Source organism: Gordonia pseudamarae, assembly GCF_025273675.1.
In the GTDB taxonomy this organism is placed as follows: Bacteria; Actinomycetota; Actinomycetes; order Mycobacteriales; family Mycobacteriaceae; genus Gordonia; species Gordonia pseudamarae.
This window is the reverse complement of sequence record NZ_CP045809.1, coordinates 926,281-945,294: the sequence shown is the minus strand read 5'-3', so window position 1 is coordinate 945,294 and position 19,014 is coordinate 926,281. Positions and strand designations below refer to the sequence as shown.

General features: G+C 67.5%; 13 protein-coding genes, 1 rRNA gene and 1 pseudogene. 10 read left to right on the top strand and 5 right to left on the bottom strand.

Annotated features, from left to right (window positions below):
• The first annotated feature begins 50 nt into the window (after positions 1-50).
• From GII31_RS04065 to GII31_RS04050, 4 genes are all read left to right on the top strand, one after another.
• A complete protein-coding gene (locus tag GII31_RS04065) occupies positions 51-1,328 on the top strand; it encodes an LLM class flavin-dependent oxidoreductase (protein WP_407649968.1) in 1,278 nt (425 codons plus the stop codon).
• Positions 1,329-1,396: 68 nt separating this feature from the next.
• Positions 1,397-2,335: a TauD/TfdA dioxygenase family protein gene (locus GII31_RS04060; RefSeq protein WP_213247012.1), complete on the top strand. Its 939-nt coding sequence runs from the start codon at positions 1,397-1,399 to the stop codon at positions 2,333-2,335.
• Between the two features lie 246 nt (positions 2,336-2,581).
• A complete protein-coding gene (locus GII31_RS04055; RefSeq protein WP_213247010.1) occupies positions 2,582-3,379 on the top strand; it encodes an NADPH-dependent oxidoreductase in 798 nt (265 codons plus the stop codon).
• A gap of 81 nt (positions 3,380-3,460) precedes the next feature.
• On the top strand, positions 3,461-4,318 hold the full coding sequence (locus tag GII31_RS04050; protein WP_246222099.1) for a glycerophosphodiester phosphodiesterase: 858 nt from the start codon (positions 3,461-3,463) through the stop codon (positions 4,316-4,318).
• Positions 4,319-4,390: 72 nt separating this feature from the next.
• Here the strand turns inward: GII31_RS04050 and GII31_RS04045 are convergent, their stop codons facing one another.
• Both GII31_RS04045 and purL read right to left on the bottom strand, forming a co-directional pair.
• Positions 4,391-5,473, bottom strand: a complete 1,083-nt coding sequence (locus GII31_RS04045; RefSeq protein ID WP_213247009.1) for a polysaccharide pyruvyl transferase family protein — start codon at positions 5,471-5,473, stop codon at positions 4,391-4,393.
• Positions 5,474-5,702: 229 nt separating this feature from the next.
• The gene (gene purL / locus GII31_RS04040) at positions 5,703-7,988 is read right to left on the bottom strand and encodes a phosphoribosylformylglycinamidine synthase subunit PurL (protein ID WP_213247008.1); all 2,286 of its coding nucleotides are present in this window, start codon (positions 7,986-7,988) and stop codon (positions 5,703-5,705) included.
• A gap of 156 nt (positions 7,989-8,144) precedes the next feature.
• Here purL and eccA point away from each other — a divergent pair, with 156 nt between their 5' ends.
• Positions 8,145-9,902 carry a type VII secretion AAA-ATPase EccA gene (gene eccA / locus GII31_RS04035; protein ID WP_213247007.1) on the top strand — a complete coding sequence of 586 codons (1,758 nt, stop codon included), beginning with the start codon at positions 8,145-8,147 and terminating at the stop codon, positions 9,900-9,902.
• Positions 9,903-10,010: 108 nt separating this feature from the next.
• Here the strand turns inward: eccA and GII31_RS04030 are convergent, their stop codons facing one another.
• Both GII31_RS04030 and cysC read right to left on the bottom strand, forming a co-directional pair.
• Positions 10,011-10,781 carry a 3'(2'),5'-bisphosphate nucleotidase CysQ gene (locus GII31_RS04030; protein ID WP_213247006.1) on the bottom strand — a complete coding sequence of 257 codons (771 nt, stop codon included), beginning with the start codon at positions 10,779-10,781 and terminating at the stop codon, positions 10,011-10,013.
• A 13-nt stretch (positions 10,782-10,794) separates the two neighbouring features.
• Positions 10,795-11,391 (bottom strand): annotated as a pseudogene (gene cysC, locus GII31_RS04025) (adenylyl-sulfate kinase); the annotation flags it as partial.
• Between the two features lie 222 nt (positions 11,392-11,613).
• Here cysC and GII31_RS04020 point away from each other — a divergent pair.
• Genes GII31_RS04020 through GII31_RS04000 form a run of 5 tightly spaced genes read left to right on the top strand, consistent with a single transcriptional unit; the run spans position 11,614 to position 18,677 of the window.
• On the top strand, positions 11,614-14,367 hold the full coding sequence (locus tag GII31_RS04020; protein WP_213247004.1) for a cation-translocating P-type ATPase: 2,754 nt from the start codon (positions 11,614-11,616) through the stop codon (positions 14,365-14,367).
• A gap of 55 nt (positions 14,368-14,422) precedes the next feature.
• Positions 14,423-15,364, top strand: coding sequence for an enoyl-CoA hydratase (locus GII31_RS04015; protein ID WP_213247003.1), 942 nt, complete (start codon positions 14,423-14,425; stop codon positions 15,362-15,364).
• Between the two features lies 1 nt (position 15,365).
• On the top strand, positions 15,366-16,532 hold the full coding sequence (locus GII31_RS04010) for an acyl-CoA dehydrogenase family protein (RefSeq protein ID WP_213247002.1): 1,167 nt from the start codon (positions 15,366-15,368) through the stop codon (positions 16,530-16,532).
• Between the two features lie 10 nt (positions 16,533-16,542).
• Entirely contained in the window at positions 16,543-17,523 is a 981-nt protein-coding gene (locus GII31_RS04005; protein WP_213247001.1) for an acyl-CoA dehydrogenase family protein, read from the top strand.
• A gap of 41 nt (positions 17,524-17,564) precedes the next feature.
• Positions 17,565-18,677 (top strand): acyl-CoA dehydrogenase family protein, encoded by a 1,113-nt coding sequence (locus GII31_RS04000; RefSeq protein ID WP_213247000.1) that lies wholly within the window; start codon positions 17,565-17,567, stop codon positions 18,675-18,677.
• A gap of 188 nt (positions 18,678-18,865) precedes the next feature.
• Here the strand turns inward: GII31_RS04000 and rrf are convergent.
• Positions 18,866-18,982, bottom strand: a 5S ribosomal RNA gene (gene rrf / locus GII31_RS03995).
• Positions 18,983-19,014 lie beyond the last annotated feature (32 nt).

The following is a 19,014-nucleotide window of genomic DNA, read 5'->3' as shown; positions in this document are numbered from 1 at the left end:
CCACCGGTTCCGACAGCAGCCGCTCCGCGGACCGCCGTCCCGGACATGTGATCCTCAACGTCAACGTCCTCGACGTGGGCATCACCCACGACGCCTGGCGCTCGGCGGACCTGCACCCGCTGGCATTCGTCGACACCGAGTACTTCGCCGAGGTCGGACGGATCGCCGAACGCGGCACGCTCGACGCGTTCTTCCTCGCCGACGGCCCCGGCCTGCGTGAGGATCCGCGCCACAAACCCGGGCGGGCGCTGGAACCGACCACCATCCTGGGTGCGGTGGCCGCCGCCACCGACAACATCGGACTGATCGGCACCCTGTCGACCACGTTCAACGACCCGTGGGAACTCGCGTACCGCATCGCCTCACTCGACTACGTGTCGGGCGGGCGGGCGGCCTGGAATGTGGTGACCACCTACGCCGAGGACATCGCCGGAAACTTCGGTCTCACCGAACTCCCCGACCGCAACACCCGCTACCGCCGGGCCGCCGAGTTCGTCGACGCGGTGAACGACCTGTGGGCCTCGGCCCGCACCGGGACCGCCACCCGGTTCGACGGCGAGTTCTTCACCATCGCAGGGCAACTCCCCGTTCCGCCGTCGGCGCAGGGACAGCCGCTGCTGGTCCAGGCGGGTGGATCGCCGGCGGGCCGCGAGCTCGCCGGGCGGCAGGCACACACGGTGTTCTCCGCCGAACTGAGCTTGCAGGCCGGCATCGCGCACTACCAGCACGTGAAGTCGGTGGCGACCAGATCCGGGCGCAACCCCGAACACGTCCGGATCCTGCCGGGACTGATCACGGTCATCGGCAGCACCGAGGCACAGGCCCGCGCACGCGATGAGGAGTCCGCCTCACAGACGCCGTCCGGCCATGCGGCGGCACGCTTCTCCGCCACCCTCGGCATCGACCTGAACTCCATCGACCTCGATGCGCCACTGCCGAAGTCCGTGATCGACGGCCCCGTCGACCCGAGCCTGTTCACCGGCTCCCTCGGGTTCCGCGAATCGGTCATCCGGCTCGCCGCCGACGAGCAGCTGACGGTCCGGCGATTGCTGGGCCGGCTCGGCGGCGGGTTCGGGCACCGCAAGATCGTCGGCTCGCCCGAGCAGGTCGCCGACACCATCGGACACTGGTGGAACTCGGGCGCCGCGGATGGATTCAACCTCATGCCCGACCGCTTTCCCGACGGCCTGGAGATCTTCGTCGACGAGGTGGTGCCCATCTTGCGGCGTCGTGGCCTGTTCCGCCACGAATACGAGGCCCCCACGCTCCGTGGACGTTTCGGCATACCGCTGCCCGAGGCGGACACGGCGGCGTCCCTGGCCGGGTGACCGGAACTCCCACAATCGATGTGACCGCACGGGATTCAACCGAACAACAAGAGATAAGGACACAGCCCATGACCGCAGTACACGAAGCACCCGCCCGCACCGGAACACTGGAGATCGCACCGTCGGCGGGGTACATCGGCGCCGAGATCGGCGGCGTCGACCTGCGCGACGACCTGGACCAGAACACGGTCAAGGAGATCCGCGACGCCCTGCACCGCTACAAGGTGATCTTCTTCCGCGATCAGCAGATCGGACACGCCGAACAGGTCACGTTCGCACGCCGGTTCGGCAAGGTCACACCCGCCCACCCGCATGAGGAGAACCCGCCGGAGGGCTTCCCGGAGATCCTGCCGATCGACAGCCGCCGCTACACCCAGAACCTGGGCCGCACGCGGACCTCCTACGACCACAGCTGGCACACCGATGTGACCGCGCTGGTCAACCCGCCCGCCGCGTCGATCCTGCGGTCCGACATCCTGCCGCCCTACGGCGGTGACACCGCGTGGACCAACCTCGTCGCCGCATACGAGGGTCTGCCCAAGGAACTGCGCGAGCTCGCCGACCGGATCGACATCCGGCACCAGTTCGCGGCCCGCGCGGCCGAGGGCAGCCAACGGGCCCGCAAGATCGCCGAAGCCAACCTCGTCGCCTACCACCCGGCGGTCCGGGTGCACCCGGAAACCGGCGAGCGGGCCCTGTTCGTCAGTCCCGGATTCACCCGCGGCCCGCGCGAGATCCGCGGCTTCTCCCCGGAGCAGAGTGAGGAGATCCTGAAGCTGTTGTGGCGCGAGGCCACCCGTACCGAGTACACCGTCCGGTTCCGTTGGGCCCCCGGCAGTGTCGCGTTCTGGGATAACCGCGCCACCGCCCACCTGGCCATCGCCGACGCCGGCCACCTCGGACACGACCGGGTGCTCTACCGTGTCACGCTCGAAGGCGACGTGCCGCGCGGCGTCGACGGCCGCGAATCCGAACTCGTCTCCGGCGAACAGTTTCTGGGCGCCTGACACCGACCCCACTCCAGAGGAGCCGGATGACGATCACACAACGCCGCAGACTCGGCACCGACGGACCGGAGGTCTCGGCCATCGGCCTGTCGGAGCCGGGACCGGAACCCCGCGCCGGGCGCATGCGGTGCATCCGATCGCCGCTGGAGCGCCGGCGGACGGCCCTGCGGAACCCTGCAAGGCCGTCCGCCGGCGGCTTCTGCCACCTCGACCGACGATCACCACAATGATTCCAGGAGCGTGATCATGACCATCGCCGCCCGGTACGCCGACGCCGCATTGACTCTCACCACGAGCAGCGACATCATCGCCGCTCAGCTTGCGCACCGCTCGGTGCGCAAGTTCCTCGACGCCCCCGTCGACGACGCCCGACTGCGGGCGATCGTCGCGGCCGCACAGTCCGCGTCGACATCGTCGAATCTGCAGCCGTGGAGCGTCATCGCTGTGCGCGACCCGCAGCGGAAGGCCCGGCTGGCGGCGCTGGCCAACAACCAGCAGTTCATCAACGAGGCCGGACTGTTCCTGGTGTGGGTGGCCGACCTCGGCCGGGCCCGGCGCATCGCCGAACGCGAGAACGCCCCCCTCGACGGTGCGGACTACCTGGAAACCACCATCATAGGTTTCGTCGACACCGCCCTGGCCGCCCAGAACGCCGTGGTCGCCGCCGAATCCCTGGGCCTGGGTGTGGTTTTCGTGGGAGCACTCCGCAACAAGCCGCTGGAAGTGGCCGACGAACTGGGCCTGCCACCCCATACCATCGCCACCTTCGGCCTGGCCGTCGGAGTTCCGGATCCGACGGAGAACGCCGGTATCAAGCCGCGGCTGCCGCAGGAGGCGGTGCTGCACCACGAACGGTACGACGCCGACGCCGCCGACGCCCGCATCGCCGGTTACGACGAGTTGCTGGCCGACTACAACAGGCGATACGGCCTCGACGGCACCTGGAGCGGCCGCGTACTGACCCGTCTGGGCACGGTCGAATCACTACACGGCCGGGACAAGCTGCGCGATCAGCTCACCGAACGCGGTCTGCCATCACGGTGAACCCGACGCGGTGAACACGTCGCGGTGAACACCGGGCCGTGCGCACTCCGGACCCGAGCGCGCACGGCTACGCTGGCACAGGTGAACGCGCCGATCACCACTGCTCCGACAGCCGTGGTCCGGGACGGCCACACTACCCGGATCAAGTGGCACCGCGCTCGTCGCCGGGCCGCCGACCCGGTCTTCACCAGCACCCGGATCCGGGAGGGTATGGCGGTCGGGGCAAGTGTGGAGATCGACCTCGTCGTACACGCCGACCGTGGTTTCGCGGTGTTGCACGACCTGGACGTGACCCGTGCCACCACCGGGTCCGGGCACGTCCGGTCGCTGGGCGCCGACCAGTTGCGCGCCATGTCGCTGGTGGACAACCGGCGTCGGCGCATCGACGAACCCGTGCTGCTGCTGGAGGATCTCGCCGACACCCTGCGCGGGGGCACCGTTCACGCCGACGCGCTGCTGCAACTGGACTTCAAGGAATCCGCCGACGCCCTCGACGACAGAGCGCTACGGACCTTCGCCGATGCTGTCGCCCCCATCGCCGGGCACCTGATCCTCTCGTGCGGGGACGCAGTGGCGGTGCGCGAACTCACCGCCGCCGCACCGGGAATCCGCATCGGCTACGACCCCTGCCACGGCGGTGCCGTCTCGCGGGTACTCGACTCAGGCGACTTCGGCCGATTCGTCGACGACGCCGCCGCCGCGTCCCCCAATGCGGAGATGATCTATCTCGACAAGAAACTGGTGCTGCGCGCCGATGACCGGGGCTACGACATCATCGGCGCCTTCCACGGCGCCGGTCGCACCGTCGACGCCTACACCGTGCGCCGGGTCAACCTGTTCTCCCGGCGCACCATCAACCGGCTGCTCGCGCTCCGGGCCGATCAGATCACCACTGACGACCCCGAACGCCTCGTCGCCCGATTCTCCCGCCCGGACTGACCGCCGCGCATCGGTATCCGCAACGCCGGAGGTGCTCGGGAGCCCAGGGGTGCTCAAGCACCACAGACCCGATCAGTTCAGGTTCCTGCGCAGGTATTCGCGCGCGGACTCCCGTTCGTCGGCGATCGTCCGGTTGACCGCGGCCCAGTCGATGTGCCCGACGATGAGGCCATCGGTCACATCGTCGATGGTCGCGACCAGCCGGTCACCGAGTCCGACTGTGCGCAGCAGCGACCCGAACCTGGCCACGCCGCGCTCCCGGTTGCCCACGGCGATGAACGGCCTGTTGAAGATGATGGCGAAGACAGTGCCGTGGAAGGAGTCGGTCACCACGAACCGGGCGTCGATGAAACCCTTGATCCACCGCGTCACCGAGGGCATCGGACGGCCGTTGTTCCCGTCCGCGTCGATGACGGTGAACGGTGTGAGACCGGTGCGCGCCGCGACGGCCTCGATGATCCGGCGTGTGTCCGGGTTGGCATCGAGAATATAGGAGAACAGTTCGCCGGCAGAGCCTTCGGGGACCGAGTCGTCGGCGGCCACCAGTGCCGCGTAGTGCCGCGCGTCGAGAAGCATCGTCGGGTCGACATGATGTTCGGCGGGCAGACCCCAGTACGAGCGCACCACCTGCACCCCGCTGTCCTCGCGAACCGAGATCGCGGAGAAGCGGCGGGCCAGCGTCCTCGATCTCACGACGAGACCGCTCCGGTACTCGTCGAGGCCTTCTCGCCCGAACGACGCCGCATACGAGATCCGTGGCACCTCGGGCGGAACGAAACTCAGCAGATAGTGCGGCACATGAGCATAGGCGCTGCGCCACACCTGATCACTGCCGACCACGCACGCGTCGTAATGGCCTGCGCGGACCCGCCTCTTGGCCTCGGCGAACGTCACCGTGGTCATCTTCTCCGAAACAAATTTCCCGGTATATGTTGCGGCGGCCCGATTGTTGATTCGGACATTGCCGGTCATCTTGGCGTACAACCATTTCGAAGCCGGTATCGCCTTGATCAACCGGCGATGTAATACGCCTGCGCTACAGCTGGTCTCGGGCTCATGGCCCAGATCGACGAGCACCTTCTGCAATGCGTATGCCTGGAGAATCCCTCCGTAGTTGGTTCCTTGTTCCAGCGTCATGACCAGAATCTTTTTCATACTCACCTGATTCACGATGAGCGCGCAGTTGCCCCGTCGCCGCGTCGCCGATACTGCGATGATGCTATCGCCGCAATTGCCCACATCGAGCCCACGGCAACGCATTCACAGAAGACCGGCAGCATTCTGACAGAAAGAGCCGACCGGCAACACCGATCGGTCACCCAAAAACGCACGAGCCCGGTGAGACGACGGTGTCGTCTCACCGGGCTCGTGAAAGCTCCTGGGGTCAGCCGAAGAGTCTGGGCAGGGTGCCCTCGTGAACCTCACGGAGTTCGGCGAGGGTGACCGAGAACTGGTCCTGAACCTCGACCGAGTCGCTGCCCTGATCGACGACGCCGATGCGCGTCCACGGCATCTGCCGGGCGTCGAGCATGCCGCAGAAGCGCGACTCCTCGGTACGCGGAACGGCGACCAGGACACGGCCGGCGGATTCGGAGAACAACCAGACGAACGGATCGGCACCCTCCGGCAGCAGGATCCGGGCCCCGGTCTCTCCGGCGAGCGCCGACTCCACCACAGCCTGGATGAGACCGCCCTCGGACAGGTCGTGAGCGGCCGAGATCAGACCGTCTCGCGAACCGGCGACCAGGATCTGCGACAGCAGCCGCTCCCGTTCGAAGTCGACCTGCGGCGGCACGCCACCGAGATGATCGTGGTCGACCTGCGCCCAGATCGAGCCGTCGAACTCGTCGCGGGTGTCACCGAGCAGGATCAGCGTCTCGCCCGGTTCGGTGCCGAATCCGGTGGGGACGCGCCGACGCACGTCGTCGATCACGCCGAGCACGCCCACCACCGGCGTCGGCAGGATCGCGGTGGACCCGGTCTGGTTGTAGAAGCTGACATTGCCGCCGGTCACCGGGATACCGAGTTGGGCACAGCCGTCGGCCAGACCGCGCACGGCCTGCTGGAACTGCCACATCACGGCCGGGTCCTCGGGTGAGCCGAAGTTGAGGCAGTTGGTGACGGCCTTCGGCGTGGCGCCGGTGACCGATACGTTCCGGTAGGCCTCGGCGAGCGCGAGCTGCGCACCCCTATACGGGTCGAGGTAGGTGTAACGGCCCGACGCGTCGGTGGCCAGCGCGATACCGAGCCCGGTCTCCTCGTCGATGCGGATCACACCCGAATCGGCGTGCTCGGCCAACACGGTGTTGCCGCGCACGTACCGGTCGTACTGCTCGGTGATGAACTTGCGGCTGCACAGCGCGGGCGAGGCCAGCATCGTCAGCAGCGTTCGGCGCAGGTCGTCGGCGGTCGACGGCCGGGCCAGCCCGGCCGATGTCGCCGCGATCACCTCATCCTGCCAATCGGGCCTGGCGACGGGACGCTCGTAGACGGGGCCGTCGTGGGCGACGGTGCGCGGCGGGACGTCGACGACGGTCTCGCCGTGCCAGGTGATCACCAGATGGTCGCCGTCGGTGACCTCACCGATCACGGTGGCCAGCACATCCCACTTCTTGCACACGGCCAGGAAAGCGTCGACGTTGTCGGGGGTGACAACCGCACACATGCGCTCCTGCGACTCGCTGGAGAGCACCTCGGCCGGGGTCATCCCGATGGCGCGCATCGGCACCTTCTCCAGGTCGATATGCATGCCGCCGTCACCGGCGGCCGCCAGCTCCGATGTGGCGCAAGACAATCCGGCTCCACCGAGATCCTGGATGCCCACCACGAGGCCGTCGTGGTAGAGCTCGAGGCAACATTCGATGAGCACTTTCTCGGTGAACGGGTCACCCACCTGGACGCTCGGCAGCTTCTTGCGGTTGGGGCCGCCCTCCTCGGTGTCGTCGAAGGTCTCCGAGGCCAGCACCGACACACCGCCGATGCCGTCGAGGCCGGTACGCGCACCGAACAGGATGATCTTGTTGCCCGCACCCGAGGCGAACGCCAGGTGCAGATCCTCGGTCCGCAGCACCCCCGCACACAATGCGTTGACCAGTGGATTACCGGCGTAGGAGGCGTCGAACACCGTCTCACCGCCCACGTTGGGCAGACCCAGGGAGTTGCCGTAACCACCCACGCCGCGCACCACACCGTCGACGACGCGCCGGGTGTCGGGGGCATCGGCGGCACCGAAGCGCAACTGATCCATCACCGCGATCGGCCGAGCGCCCATCGCCATGATGTCGCGGACGATGCCACCCACACCGGTGGCCGCACCCTGGTAGGGCTCGACGTAGCTCGGGTGATTGTGCGACTCGACCTTGAAGGTGACAGCCCAGCCGTCACCGACATCGACGACGCCGGCGTTCTCGCCGATTCCGGCGAGCATCGACGCCCGCATCTCGTCGGTGGTGGTCTCCCCGAAGTAGCGCAGGTGCACCTTCGACGATTTGTAGCTGCAATGTTCGGACCACATCACCGAGTACATCGCGAGTTCGGCGTCGGTGGGGCGGCGACCGAGGATCTCTTTGATCCGGTCGTACTCGTCGTCCTTGAGTCCGAGCTCGCGGAACGGCTGCGGATGATCGGGGGACTGGGCAGCGGCTGAGACGGTATCCACCTGTGCACTCACCCGCGCCAGTCTAGTGGTTGCGGGCCCGGAACCCGATTCGACGGTGCGCTCACCCCCTGTGGACAGACCTCTGGTGAGGACCGGCGGTTCGCCCGTAGGGTGTGACGGGGCCGCGAAGGGGTGCGCGGCGCATCCGGGGAGCAGACTGGGGGACATATGACGCAGGCCGCGCACAGGGCTCGGCAACTCTTCGACCTGGGCATTCTCTCGCTCGGTATTCCCGTCGACGGCCAGGAGCCGGCACAGGACCGCGCACAGGCGGCCCGCGCGTTCACCCGCGCCAGCCAATGGGATCCCACGATGGCCGACGCGTGGCTCGGCCGAATGGCCTGCGGCGAGAACACCGACGAAGTGATCGCCGCCCTCTACCGGCACCGGGACGCCCTCGGCCGCGAGCAGCGCAGGCTGCGGCTGCCGCAGCGGATCCTGACCGGACGCTGGGACACCACCGTCGGCATCGACTATCCGCTCGCCGATGCCGTCGAGGCGGGCGCCGCGTACGCGGCGACGCTCATCCGGGGCGCCGACCCCGCGGGCGCCGCCGACGTGCTGGCCCGGATCGCCGACGATTCTCCGGTCGTCGACCTGATCCGGGGGGTGCTGCAGTTCGCCACCGGCCGGTGGAATCACGTACTGACCGCGCTGACTCCGGTCACCGGCGGACCCGACCCGGTGCTGGGCTGCGCGGCCCGGTTCATGACGGGCACGGCCTGCGTCCAGCTCGGCATGTTCGACGAGGGGATGCGGCAGCTGGCCGATGTGATCGGCGGCCCGGTCCCTGCGCTGGCCACCCAGGCACTGTTCGCCACCGGCATGGCGCTACGGGAGCAGGGCAATGAAGCCGAAGCACTGAGCCACCTTCAGCAGGCCTATGCCCGCGACCCCGGTTTCGGCCCGGCCGCCGACGCCATGACCTCGGCCGCCTACCGGCTGGTGATCACCACCGCCGCCGCCATCGACGCCCGGGCGGACCCGTGGACGCCCGATCCGCCCGCCGACGCCACCGGCACCCCCGAGGCCGGCACCGACGACGGTCTGGTCGAGCACGCCCAGCGGCAACTTGATGCGCAGATCGGCCTGGACGAAGTGAAACTGCAGGTGGCCAAGCTACGTTCGGCGGCCACGATGGCACGGCTACGGTCCGACAAGGGCCTGTCCACAGCCGCGCGCAGCCTGCATCTGGCGTTCACCGGCCCACCCGGAACCGGCAAGACCACCGTTGCCCGCATCGTCGCCGCCATGTACCGCGGGCTCGGATTCATCAAGTCCGACAAGGTCGTCGAAGTATCGCGTGGCGATCTCGTCGGCCAGCATCTGGGCAGTACCGCGATCAAGACCTCGGAGGTCATCGACTCCGCCCTCGACGGTGTCCTGTTCATCGACGAGGCGTACACGCTGATCCAGGAAGGACTCTCCGGGGGTGACGCCTTCGGCAAGGAGGCCGTGGACACATTGCTGGCACGGATGGAGAACGACCGCGACCGGCTGGTGGTGATCATCGCCGGTTACGACGACGAGATCGACCGCTTCCTCGCCGCCAACGACGGTCTCGCATCCCGGTTCTCCCGGCGCATCCGATTCTCCTCGTACTCCCCGACCGAACTGACCGATATCGGCTCGCATATCGCCGCCGGGCGCGATTCCACCCTCACCCCCGACGCCCTGGTCGAACTCGAACGAAGCTGCGCCGCACTGTGTTCTGCTTTCCGGCCGACCTCATCGGGGATGCGCCGGGGCATCGATATCGCCGGCAACGGCCGGTTCATCCGCAACGTGATCGAATCCGCCGAGGAGGAGCGCGAATTCCGGCTGTCCGGTCGGGACGACCTGGGTACCCTCACCCACGACGACCTCATGCGCATCGACGCCGCCGACATCCGCGCCGCGCTGACGCAGCTCACCGGAAGGGCCTGACCGTCCGGCGTGGTGGGTCAGGCCATCGTCCGGATCGGGCCGGGGCTTGTGTTCGACCAGCGGCCGTGACCGCCCTGTTCGGTGGCCTGCCGTCACCGCCGCCCCGGATCAGGCGTGCGCGCGGGTGACCCCGACTATCGTGTCGACGAGTTCGGGGCGGCAGATGATCAGGTCCGGCAGATAGGTGTCGTCGTTGTTGTAGACCAGCGGCGAACCGTCGATGCGGCCGCACCACAACCCGTGCGCCCGCGCGACCGCCACCGGCGCCGCCGAATCCCACTCGTACTGGCCACCGGCGTGCACATAGGCGGCGGCCTCACCGCGCACCACCGCCATCGCCTTGGCCCCGGCCGAACCGAGCGGGGTGAGCACACCGCCGACGGCCTCGGCCACGGCGTCGGAGAACACCGGCGGACGGGAGCCGCTGACCACCACACGAGGACGGTCGTCGTCCGGTGATGGCAGCAGACCTGCTGTCACCGGTATCGGGATGCCGTCGTCGACGTAGGTGACCTCCAGCGCCGGCAACGCCACCGCGCCGGCGATCAGTTCACCCGCCGACCACAACGCCACATGCACCGCCCAGTCCGAGTGCCCGGGCGCGCGATACTCGCGGGTTCCGTCGAGCGGGTCGACGATCCACACCCGCGACGCCGCCAACCTGCGCTTGTCGTCCGCGGATTCCTCCGACAGGACGAGATCGCCGGGGCGGTCGGCGGCCAGTCGGGCGAGCAGGAAGTCGTTGGACCGCAGGTCGCCCGCGTCACCGAGTTCCTTTCCCGCCAGCCCGCTGCCCGAACGCACCTCCAGCAGCAACCGGCCCGCGGCGGCGGCGAGTTCGCCCGCCAGCGCCCTGTCGTCGACAACCTCCGGTGACACAGATTCTCCTCTACTACCGCTCCGGTCCGGGTCGGGGATGTGGTCCCAGCCCCAATCGGCGCAGTATCGCCTCGGCGACCTCCGTGGGTGTTCCGTCCGCGGGGGTGACGACGATGTCGGCGTGCTGCGGCCGTTCGTACGGCGAGTCTATGCCGGTGAAATGCGGAATCTCGCCTCGCCGCGCCCGCGCGTACAGGCCCTTGGGATCGCGGCGCTCGCATTCGGTCAGCGGGGTGTCGAGAAAGATCTCATGAAAGGACAGGCCCCGTTCGGCGTGAATCTCACGCGCACGCTGCCGTTCGGATGAGAACGGGCTGATCAGACCCACGATGGCGATGGCTCCCGAGTCGGCGAACAACGCCGCGACCTCACTGGTGCGGCGAATGTTCTCCCGGCGGTCGTCGTCGGAGAATCCCAGATCCGAGTTCAGCCCATGCCGGAGGTTATCTCCGTCCATCAGGTACGCCGGATGCCCGCCGGCGACCAGAGAGCGTTCCAGTTCGATCGCCAGCGACGATTTCCCCGAACCCGACAGTCCGGTCAGCCACAACGTCGCGCCCTGATGCGGGCGCTGCGAACGCAGGACCTTACTCGACTGCCAGACGATGTTGCCGACCCCACCCGTCATCCAAGCGTCCTTCCGGTCTGCCGTCGGTCCATCCCACATGACTGTGACACAGCGGCTGCGCGGGAGCGACAGCACCGCCCGCCACCTCTGGCCACAACGTCGGGCCGAGCACCGGCAACGCCGATAAAGTCGGACATAACACCCGGCGCACGGGAGCGGCACGTCGACACGAACACCACCGAACGACACGGACGGAGCGACCCGATGACCTCACCACCCATGATCCCGGAACCCACGCCGCCACACACCCGCGACGGCCGGGATGTGCTCGGCGGCTTCAGGGTCGACGCCGGTACCGGACTGTCCGGCGACGACGTCGCCCGGTTGCGCCGGGAGTACGGGGAGAACAGACTCGACGAGGCGGGTTCCGAACCGGGCTGGCGCAAGGTTCTGCGGCTGCTCACCGACAAGATGACGATCGTGCTGATCCTGGCGGCGGTCGTCAGTGCCGTGGTGTCCCGCGAGTGGGAGACGCCGGTGGTGATCCTGCTGGTGATCAGCCTCAACACCGCCCTCAACTACGTACAGGAAGCGCGCGCCGAGGAAAGCCTGCGAGCGTTGCAGACTATGTCGGTGGCCCGGTCCAGGGTGCTACGTGACGGCAAGCAACAAGACATTTCGCGTACGGAGCTGGTGCCCGGTGACATCGTCCTACTCGAGGCCGGTGACGCGGTGCCCGCCGATGCTCGCATCATCGAGGCGGTCAGGCTACAGATCGCCGAGTCGGCGCTGACCGGCGAATCGCAGCCGGTGGACAAGTCCGCGACCACCCTCGATGACCCGGACCTGCCGGTCGGTGACCGCTCGAACATGGCGTTCATGAACACCGAGGTCACCCGCGGCCGGGCGAGCGCCGTCGTCACCGGCACCGGTATGAACACCCAGATCGGCACCATCGCCACGTTGCTGCACGGCGCCGGCACGGCGAAGACCCCGTTGCAGCGGCGCATCGATCAACTCGCCACCATGCTCACGGCGATCGCGTTCGTGGTAGTGGTGATCGTGTTCGTGCTCGGGCTGATCCGCGGCGACTCATGGTCGGACCTGTTGCTGACGTCGGTATCGCTGGCGGTGGCCACCATTCCCGAGGGACTCACCGCCGTCGTCGCGTTCACGCTCGCGCTCGGCGCGTCCCGGCTCGCGCAGCAGGGGGCGATCATCAAGCAACTCGCCGCGGTCGAAACCCTGGGCAGTACCACGCAGATCGCCACAGACAAGACCGGCACGCTCACTCTCAACGAGATGACCGTACGCCGCATCATCGTGGGCGATCGGACCATCCGGGTGACCGGGGAAGGCTATTCGACTACCGGAAAACTGTTGTCCGACAACGAGGAAGACCTGCCGGATCTGCGCCGGGCATTTCTGGCGATGGTGTTGTGCAACGATTCGACCGTCGATGAGTCATCGATCGTGGTGGGCGATCCCACCGAGGGCGCACTCGTGGTGGTCGCCGAGAAGGGCGGCATCGACGCGACCGGTGCCCGCGGCAAGTATCCGCGGCTGGCGGAGGTGCCGTTCGACTCGGACTACAAGTTCATGGCCACCTTTCACGCCAGTTCGACCTCCGAGCCGGGCAGTGAGTTCCGCTGCTACGCGAAGGGCGCGCCGGGTGTGCTGCTCGACCGCGCAGGATCGATCAGGGACGTCGGCGGCGACCGGCCGCTGACCGGCGCGGACAAGGACGCACTGCGCGCCTCGATCGACGACCTCGCCCGCCAGGGTTTGCGCACACTGCTGATCGCGGGCACAACCCTCGGCGCGATACCGGGCGACCCGGCCGCGTTGCACGCCGCCGTCAAAGAGCTGACCGTGTACGCGGTCGTCGGGATTCTCGACCCACCCCGGCCCGAGGCCCGGGAAGCGATCAAGGTCGCCCATCAGGCGGGCATCGAGGTGCACATGATCACCGGCGATCACCTGGCCACCGCGTCGGCGATCGCGGACGACCTCGGCATCGTCGGCGAGGCTGTGTCCGGTTCCGATCTCGACGGCATCCCCGAGGAACAGCTGCCGTCCCGCGCGGCACACTTCGGCGTCCTGGCCCGGGTGGCCCCCGAACACAAGATCAGGTATGTGAAGGCATTGCAGGCCGACGGCCAGGTGGTCGCGATGACCGGCGACGGGGTCAACGACGCTCCCGCGCTCAAGCAGGCCGACATCGGCATCGCGATGGGCATCACCGGCACCGACGTGTCCAAGGGCGCGGCCAAGATGATCCTCACCGACGATAATTTCGCCACCATCGTCGCCGCGATTCGTGAGGGTCGCGGCATCTACGACAACATCATCAAGTTTGTGAAGTTCCAGCTCACCACGGCGTGGGGCTTTGTGATCATCTTCCTCGCCGCGGGCGTGTTCTCGATCGCCGGCGGTGCCCCATTCACCGCCCTGCAGATCCTGCTGGTCAACATCATCATGGACGGGCCGCCCGCGCTGGCACTGGGTGTCGATCCCACCGAACCCGACGCGATGCGCCGAGCCCCCCGTGCGCCGGGTGAACGCCTACTGTCCCGTAACCGGATTCTGCGAATCCTGCTGTTCAGCGCGGTCATGGCTGTCGGTACGCTGCTGATCCTCGAGTTCGCCGACGACATCTGGCCCGACGACGGCGGTGATCCGCTGTTCGCCACCACCCTCGCGTTCACCACGTTCGTTCTGTATCAGGTGTTCAATCTGCTGAACGTGCGATCCGATCGCGGGTCGGTGTTCGCGGTGCGGTCGCTGCGCAACACCGCGATCTGGGTCTCGATCGTGGGTGTGCTGCTTCTGCAGATCGCCGTCGTCAACGTCGCATTTCTGCAGGACATCTTCGATACCACCGCACTGTCGGGCAACCAGTGGCTGTTCGCCGCCGCGGTCGCCTCGTCGGTGCTATGGATCGAGGAAGTCCGCAAGGCCATCGTGCGCAGGTGGTTCCCGGTGTCCCCGACACCCGAGGCGGTGCATGCCGTCTGACGTATGCACCGGCCCAGCCTACCAACCAAGCACTTGCTAGGTTACGCTCGGGGGCATGAGTGCAAGCGTCATTCCCCCAGCGCTGGGTCCGGCCGATCTCGGCCCCGACACCACACCTGTCGCCTATGAAACGGGCGGCCCCGACGATGCGGTCGCCTACGTGACGCTCAACCGCCCCGAATACCGCAACGCCCAGAACTCGGTGATGACCTACTCACTGGACTCGGCATTGCGCAAGGCCGTCGACGACGCGGCGGTGAAGGTGATCGTGCTGCGCGCAAACGGCAAGCACTTCTCGGCCGGCCACGACATCGGCACACCGGAACGCGATTTCGACACCTTCTACCCCAACACGGCGACCCTGCACTGGGACCACACCGACAAGACGGGCGCCGATCAGCGGCTCGCGCGCGAGATCGAGGTGTACATGGGGATGTGCCGACGCTGGCGCGACATCCCCAAACCGATGATCGCGCAGGTCCACGGTGCGTGCATCGCCGGCGGCCTGATGCTGGCGTGGATCTGCGACTTCATCGTCGCCTCCGACGACGCGTTCTTCTCCGATCCCGTGGCCCGCATGGGTATCCCCGGCGTCGAATACTTCGCGCACGCCTTCGTGCTCGGCCCGCGCCGTGCCAAGGAGATCCTGATGACCGGCGACCGGTTCACCGCCACCCAGGCCGCCGACTGGGGCATGGTCAATCACGTAGTGCCCCGCGACGATCTGGCAGACAAGGTGGACGAGATCGCGGCGAAGATGACGGCGATGCCGATGCAGGGGCTGTTCCTGTCCAAGAAGGCCGTCAACATCTGCGAGGACAACATGGGCCTGCGCAACTCGATGGACTCGGTGTTCGGCTGGCATCACTACGCACACGCCGCCAATTCGGAGGCCTCCGGCGGGGACTCGCTCGGCGGTATGGATGCCAAGTCGATGAAGACGGCTGCCGGTTCGGGTTCCGGGGCCGGCGCCGTCGATACGACTTCGGGGAGCTGAGATGGATCTGTTGTTCGATGCCGCCGCGGATGAGTTCCGCGCCGAGGTCCGCGCCTGGCTGACCCGACATGTGCCACGCACCCCACTGCCGTCGATGGACACCGCCGAAGGCTTTGAGGCGCACCGCGAGTGGGAGGCGACGATGGCCGCCGACCGGATGTCGGTGGTGAGCTGGCCCGAGGAGTACTGCGGCCGAGACGCCCCGCTGCTGCACTGGGTGATCTTCGAGGAGGAGTACTACCGGTCGGGCGCTCCGGGCCGGGTCAGTCAGAACGGTATCTTCCTGCTCGCCCCCACACTGTTCGAGCACGCCTCGAAAGCCCAGCTGGACCGGATCATGCCGCGGATGGCGCGCGCCGATGACATCTGGGGCCAGGCGTGGAGCGAACCCGAAGCAGGCAGCGACCTGGCGTCGCTGCGTTCGACGGCCACCCGCACCGAGGGCGGCTGGCTGCTCAACGGGCAGAAGACGTGGAGTTCGCGGTCGAGTTACGCCGACTGGGCGTTCGGGTTGTTCCGTTCCGACAAGGATGCGCAACGCCACCGGGGCATCACCTACTTCATGTTCGATCTGCGCAGCCCCGGCGTCACGGTGCGCCCGATAGCCCAGCTCGACGGCGAACCCGGTTTCGCGGAATTGTTCCTGGAAGACGTGTTCGTCCCCGACGATCCGGCGAATCCTGCCGAATCGGGGGTCATCGGCCAGGTCGACAACGGCTGGCGGGTCGCGATGAGCACCGCCGCCAACGAGCGCGGGCTGTCGCTGCGCGCCCCCGGCCGATTCCTCGCCACCACCGATCGGCTGGTGGATCTGTGGAAACGCAACCGCACCGAGGTGCCGGCGGCCGCCGATATCGACCGCCGCGTCGCCGACGCGTGGATCGGTTCCCGCGCCTACGAGCTGTCGACGTATCAGACGGTCAGCAGGCTCGCCGCCGGCGGACAGCTCGGCATGGAGTCCTCGATCAACAAGGTGTTCTGGTCGCAGTGGGACATCGCCGCCCACGAGACGGCATTGGACCTGCAGGGCCCCGACGCCGAACTCACCGATGCGTGGACCGGCGGCTACCTGTTCTCACTGTCGGGTCCGATCTATGCCGGTACCAACGAGATCCAGCGCAATGTGATCGCCGAACGACTGCTCGGCCTGCCTCGCGGCGACCGGTAAAGGAACCCTCATGGACTTCTTGCTCTCCGACATTCATTCGGATCTGGCCTCCACCGTCGACGCCATCCTCTCCAAAGCCGATATGCCCACGATCATCCGCGCCTACGCAACCGATCCGACCACGCTCTCGCCAGTACTGCGGCAGCTCGCCGAGGCCGGGATCTGCGGTCTGATCATCGACGACGAGCACGGTGGATCAGGTGCGGGCGTCACCGAACTGGTGGTGGCCGCCGAACAACTCGGCCGCCACGGCATGCCCGGCCCCGTCGTCGAAAGTCTGGCGGTGGCACCGAAACTCCTTGCCGACGCAGGACTGCATCAGCGCCTGGCACCGATCGCCGAGGGAACACCGGCTTCGTGTGCGATCGAGTACTGGCAGCCGAACGCCGCCGACGCCCGGTCGGCAGCGCAGGTGTATCTACTTGCCTCCGGCACTCTTTCGGTGGCCCGGATCGCCTCGACCACGTCGTCGGTTGATCCGGCGCGTACAGTCTCGACCGTGGCCGTGGACACCGTTCTCGTCGAAGACGTCGATTCGTCACCGGCTGCGGTATCGGCCGCCGACCTCGGGGCGCTCACCACCGCCGCCTACCTTCTCGGGCTCGGACAGACGATGCTGACGCTGGCCGCCGAGTACGCGAAGTCACGCAACCAGTTCGGCCGCGCCATCGGGTCGTTCCAGGCGGTCAAACATCATCTGGCCGACGTGGCGATCGCACTGGAGATGGCACGTCCACTTGTCCACGCCGCCGCACTCGGTGCCGATGGCCTGGTGCCCGCGAACACCAATGTTCTCGCTGACATCTCAGCGGCGAAGGTTACCGCGTCCGACGCGGCGTACCTCGCGGCGCGGCAGGCGCTGCAGGTGCTCGGAGCCATCGGTTACACCGCCGAACACGATCTATCGCTGTATCTCACCAAGACACGGGCCCTGGTTGGAGCATGGGGAACCCCGGCCCAGCATCGTCAGCGCATCCTCGACTCACTCTGACAGTCCGCACTCCCCACAGACGCTTCAGACAGGGAAACGCCATGAACACCACGACCGACGACCGGCCGACCTCGGCTAGCGGTGCAGCCGTGTCCGCGCAGGAACGCGAAGCGCTCCGCGATTCCGTCGCCGACCTGCTTCGACGACGCGGCTCGATGGCTGAGGTCCGTGCCGCTGCCACCCGTCCCGGACGTACCGATGAGCCGTTGTGGACGACGCTGTGCACGGAGATCGGTGTCGCCGCGCTCCCCATCCCGGAACAATACGACGGTGCCGGGGCAAGTTTCGCCGAAAGCGCCGTCGTCCTGGAAGAACTGGGTCGGTCGCTATCCCCGGTACCCGCCTTTTCGACGGCCCTGGCGACCGCCGCCATCCTGCTTTCCGGCGACGAGACGGTGGCCGCGGACGTCTTGCCGAAGATCGCTGCCGGCGAAAAGACCGCGACGGTGTGCTGGGCAGGTAGCTCCGGATGGGACACGCCGGGTGTCACGGCAGACGGTGGTCTGCTGTCGGGCACCGCTCACTATGTGATCGACGGAGAATCCGTCGACCTGTTGGTAGTGCTTGCCGGCGGCTCCGGACACCAAGCGACGCTGCATGTGCTGCCCGCCGATGCCGACGGCGTGCGCGTCGAGGCGCTGCCGACGGTCGATCCGACCCGTCCACTGGCGCGGATCGATTTCGTCGACGCACCGGCCCGGGCACTCGCATCGGCCGATCACCTGCCCACACAACTACGTACGTACGCGTGGGCACTGTTGGCCTGCGAGCAGGTCGGCGGCGCTGCGGCCGCGCTGGATCTGAGCGTCGACTACGCGAAGGTGCGCAAGCAGTTCGGCCGGGCGATCGGGTCGTTCCAGGCCCTCAAACATCGGATGGCCGATATGTACGTCCTGGTGGAATCGGCCCGCTCGCTCGCCCAGGCCGCGATCCAGGCCGTCGCCACCGGCGCCGCGGACGCCGACACACTCGCCGCTTCCGCCCACGTCTACTGTTCGGAGGCATTCAGCTCGGTCACCGGCGACGCGATCCAGATCCACGGCGGCATCGGCATCACCTGGGAACACGACATCCACCTGTATTTCAAGCGTGCGCAGGGCAGCTCGCAACTATTCGGGCAGCCGCACGAAGCGCTGCGCTCTCTCACGCCATAGTCAGAGCCCGCGACCGGGCGCCCTGTCCTGAACGCATCCGGACAGGGCACTCGGCCCATTGACCGCGGGTGAGGCCGGTGTCCGAGGATGTGCGCCGGTGAGGATGTGCGTCGGCTGGAGTCAGTTTTTTGTAGGACACATGCATTGAGGCCCCAACACGAGTGTGTTGGGGCCTCAATGGGGTGTGATTGCGGCGGTGTCCTACTCTCCCACACTGGTTAGGGTGCAGTACCATCGGCGCTGGTGGGCTTAGCTTCCGGGTTCGGAATGGGTCCGGGCGTTTCCCCACCGCTATAGCCGCCGCAAAATTTGTGAAATTGTCACACACACACTTGTG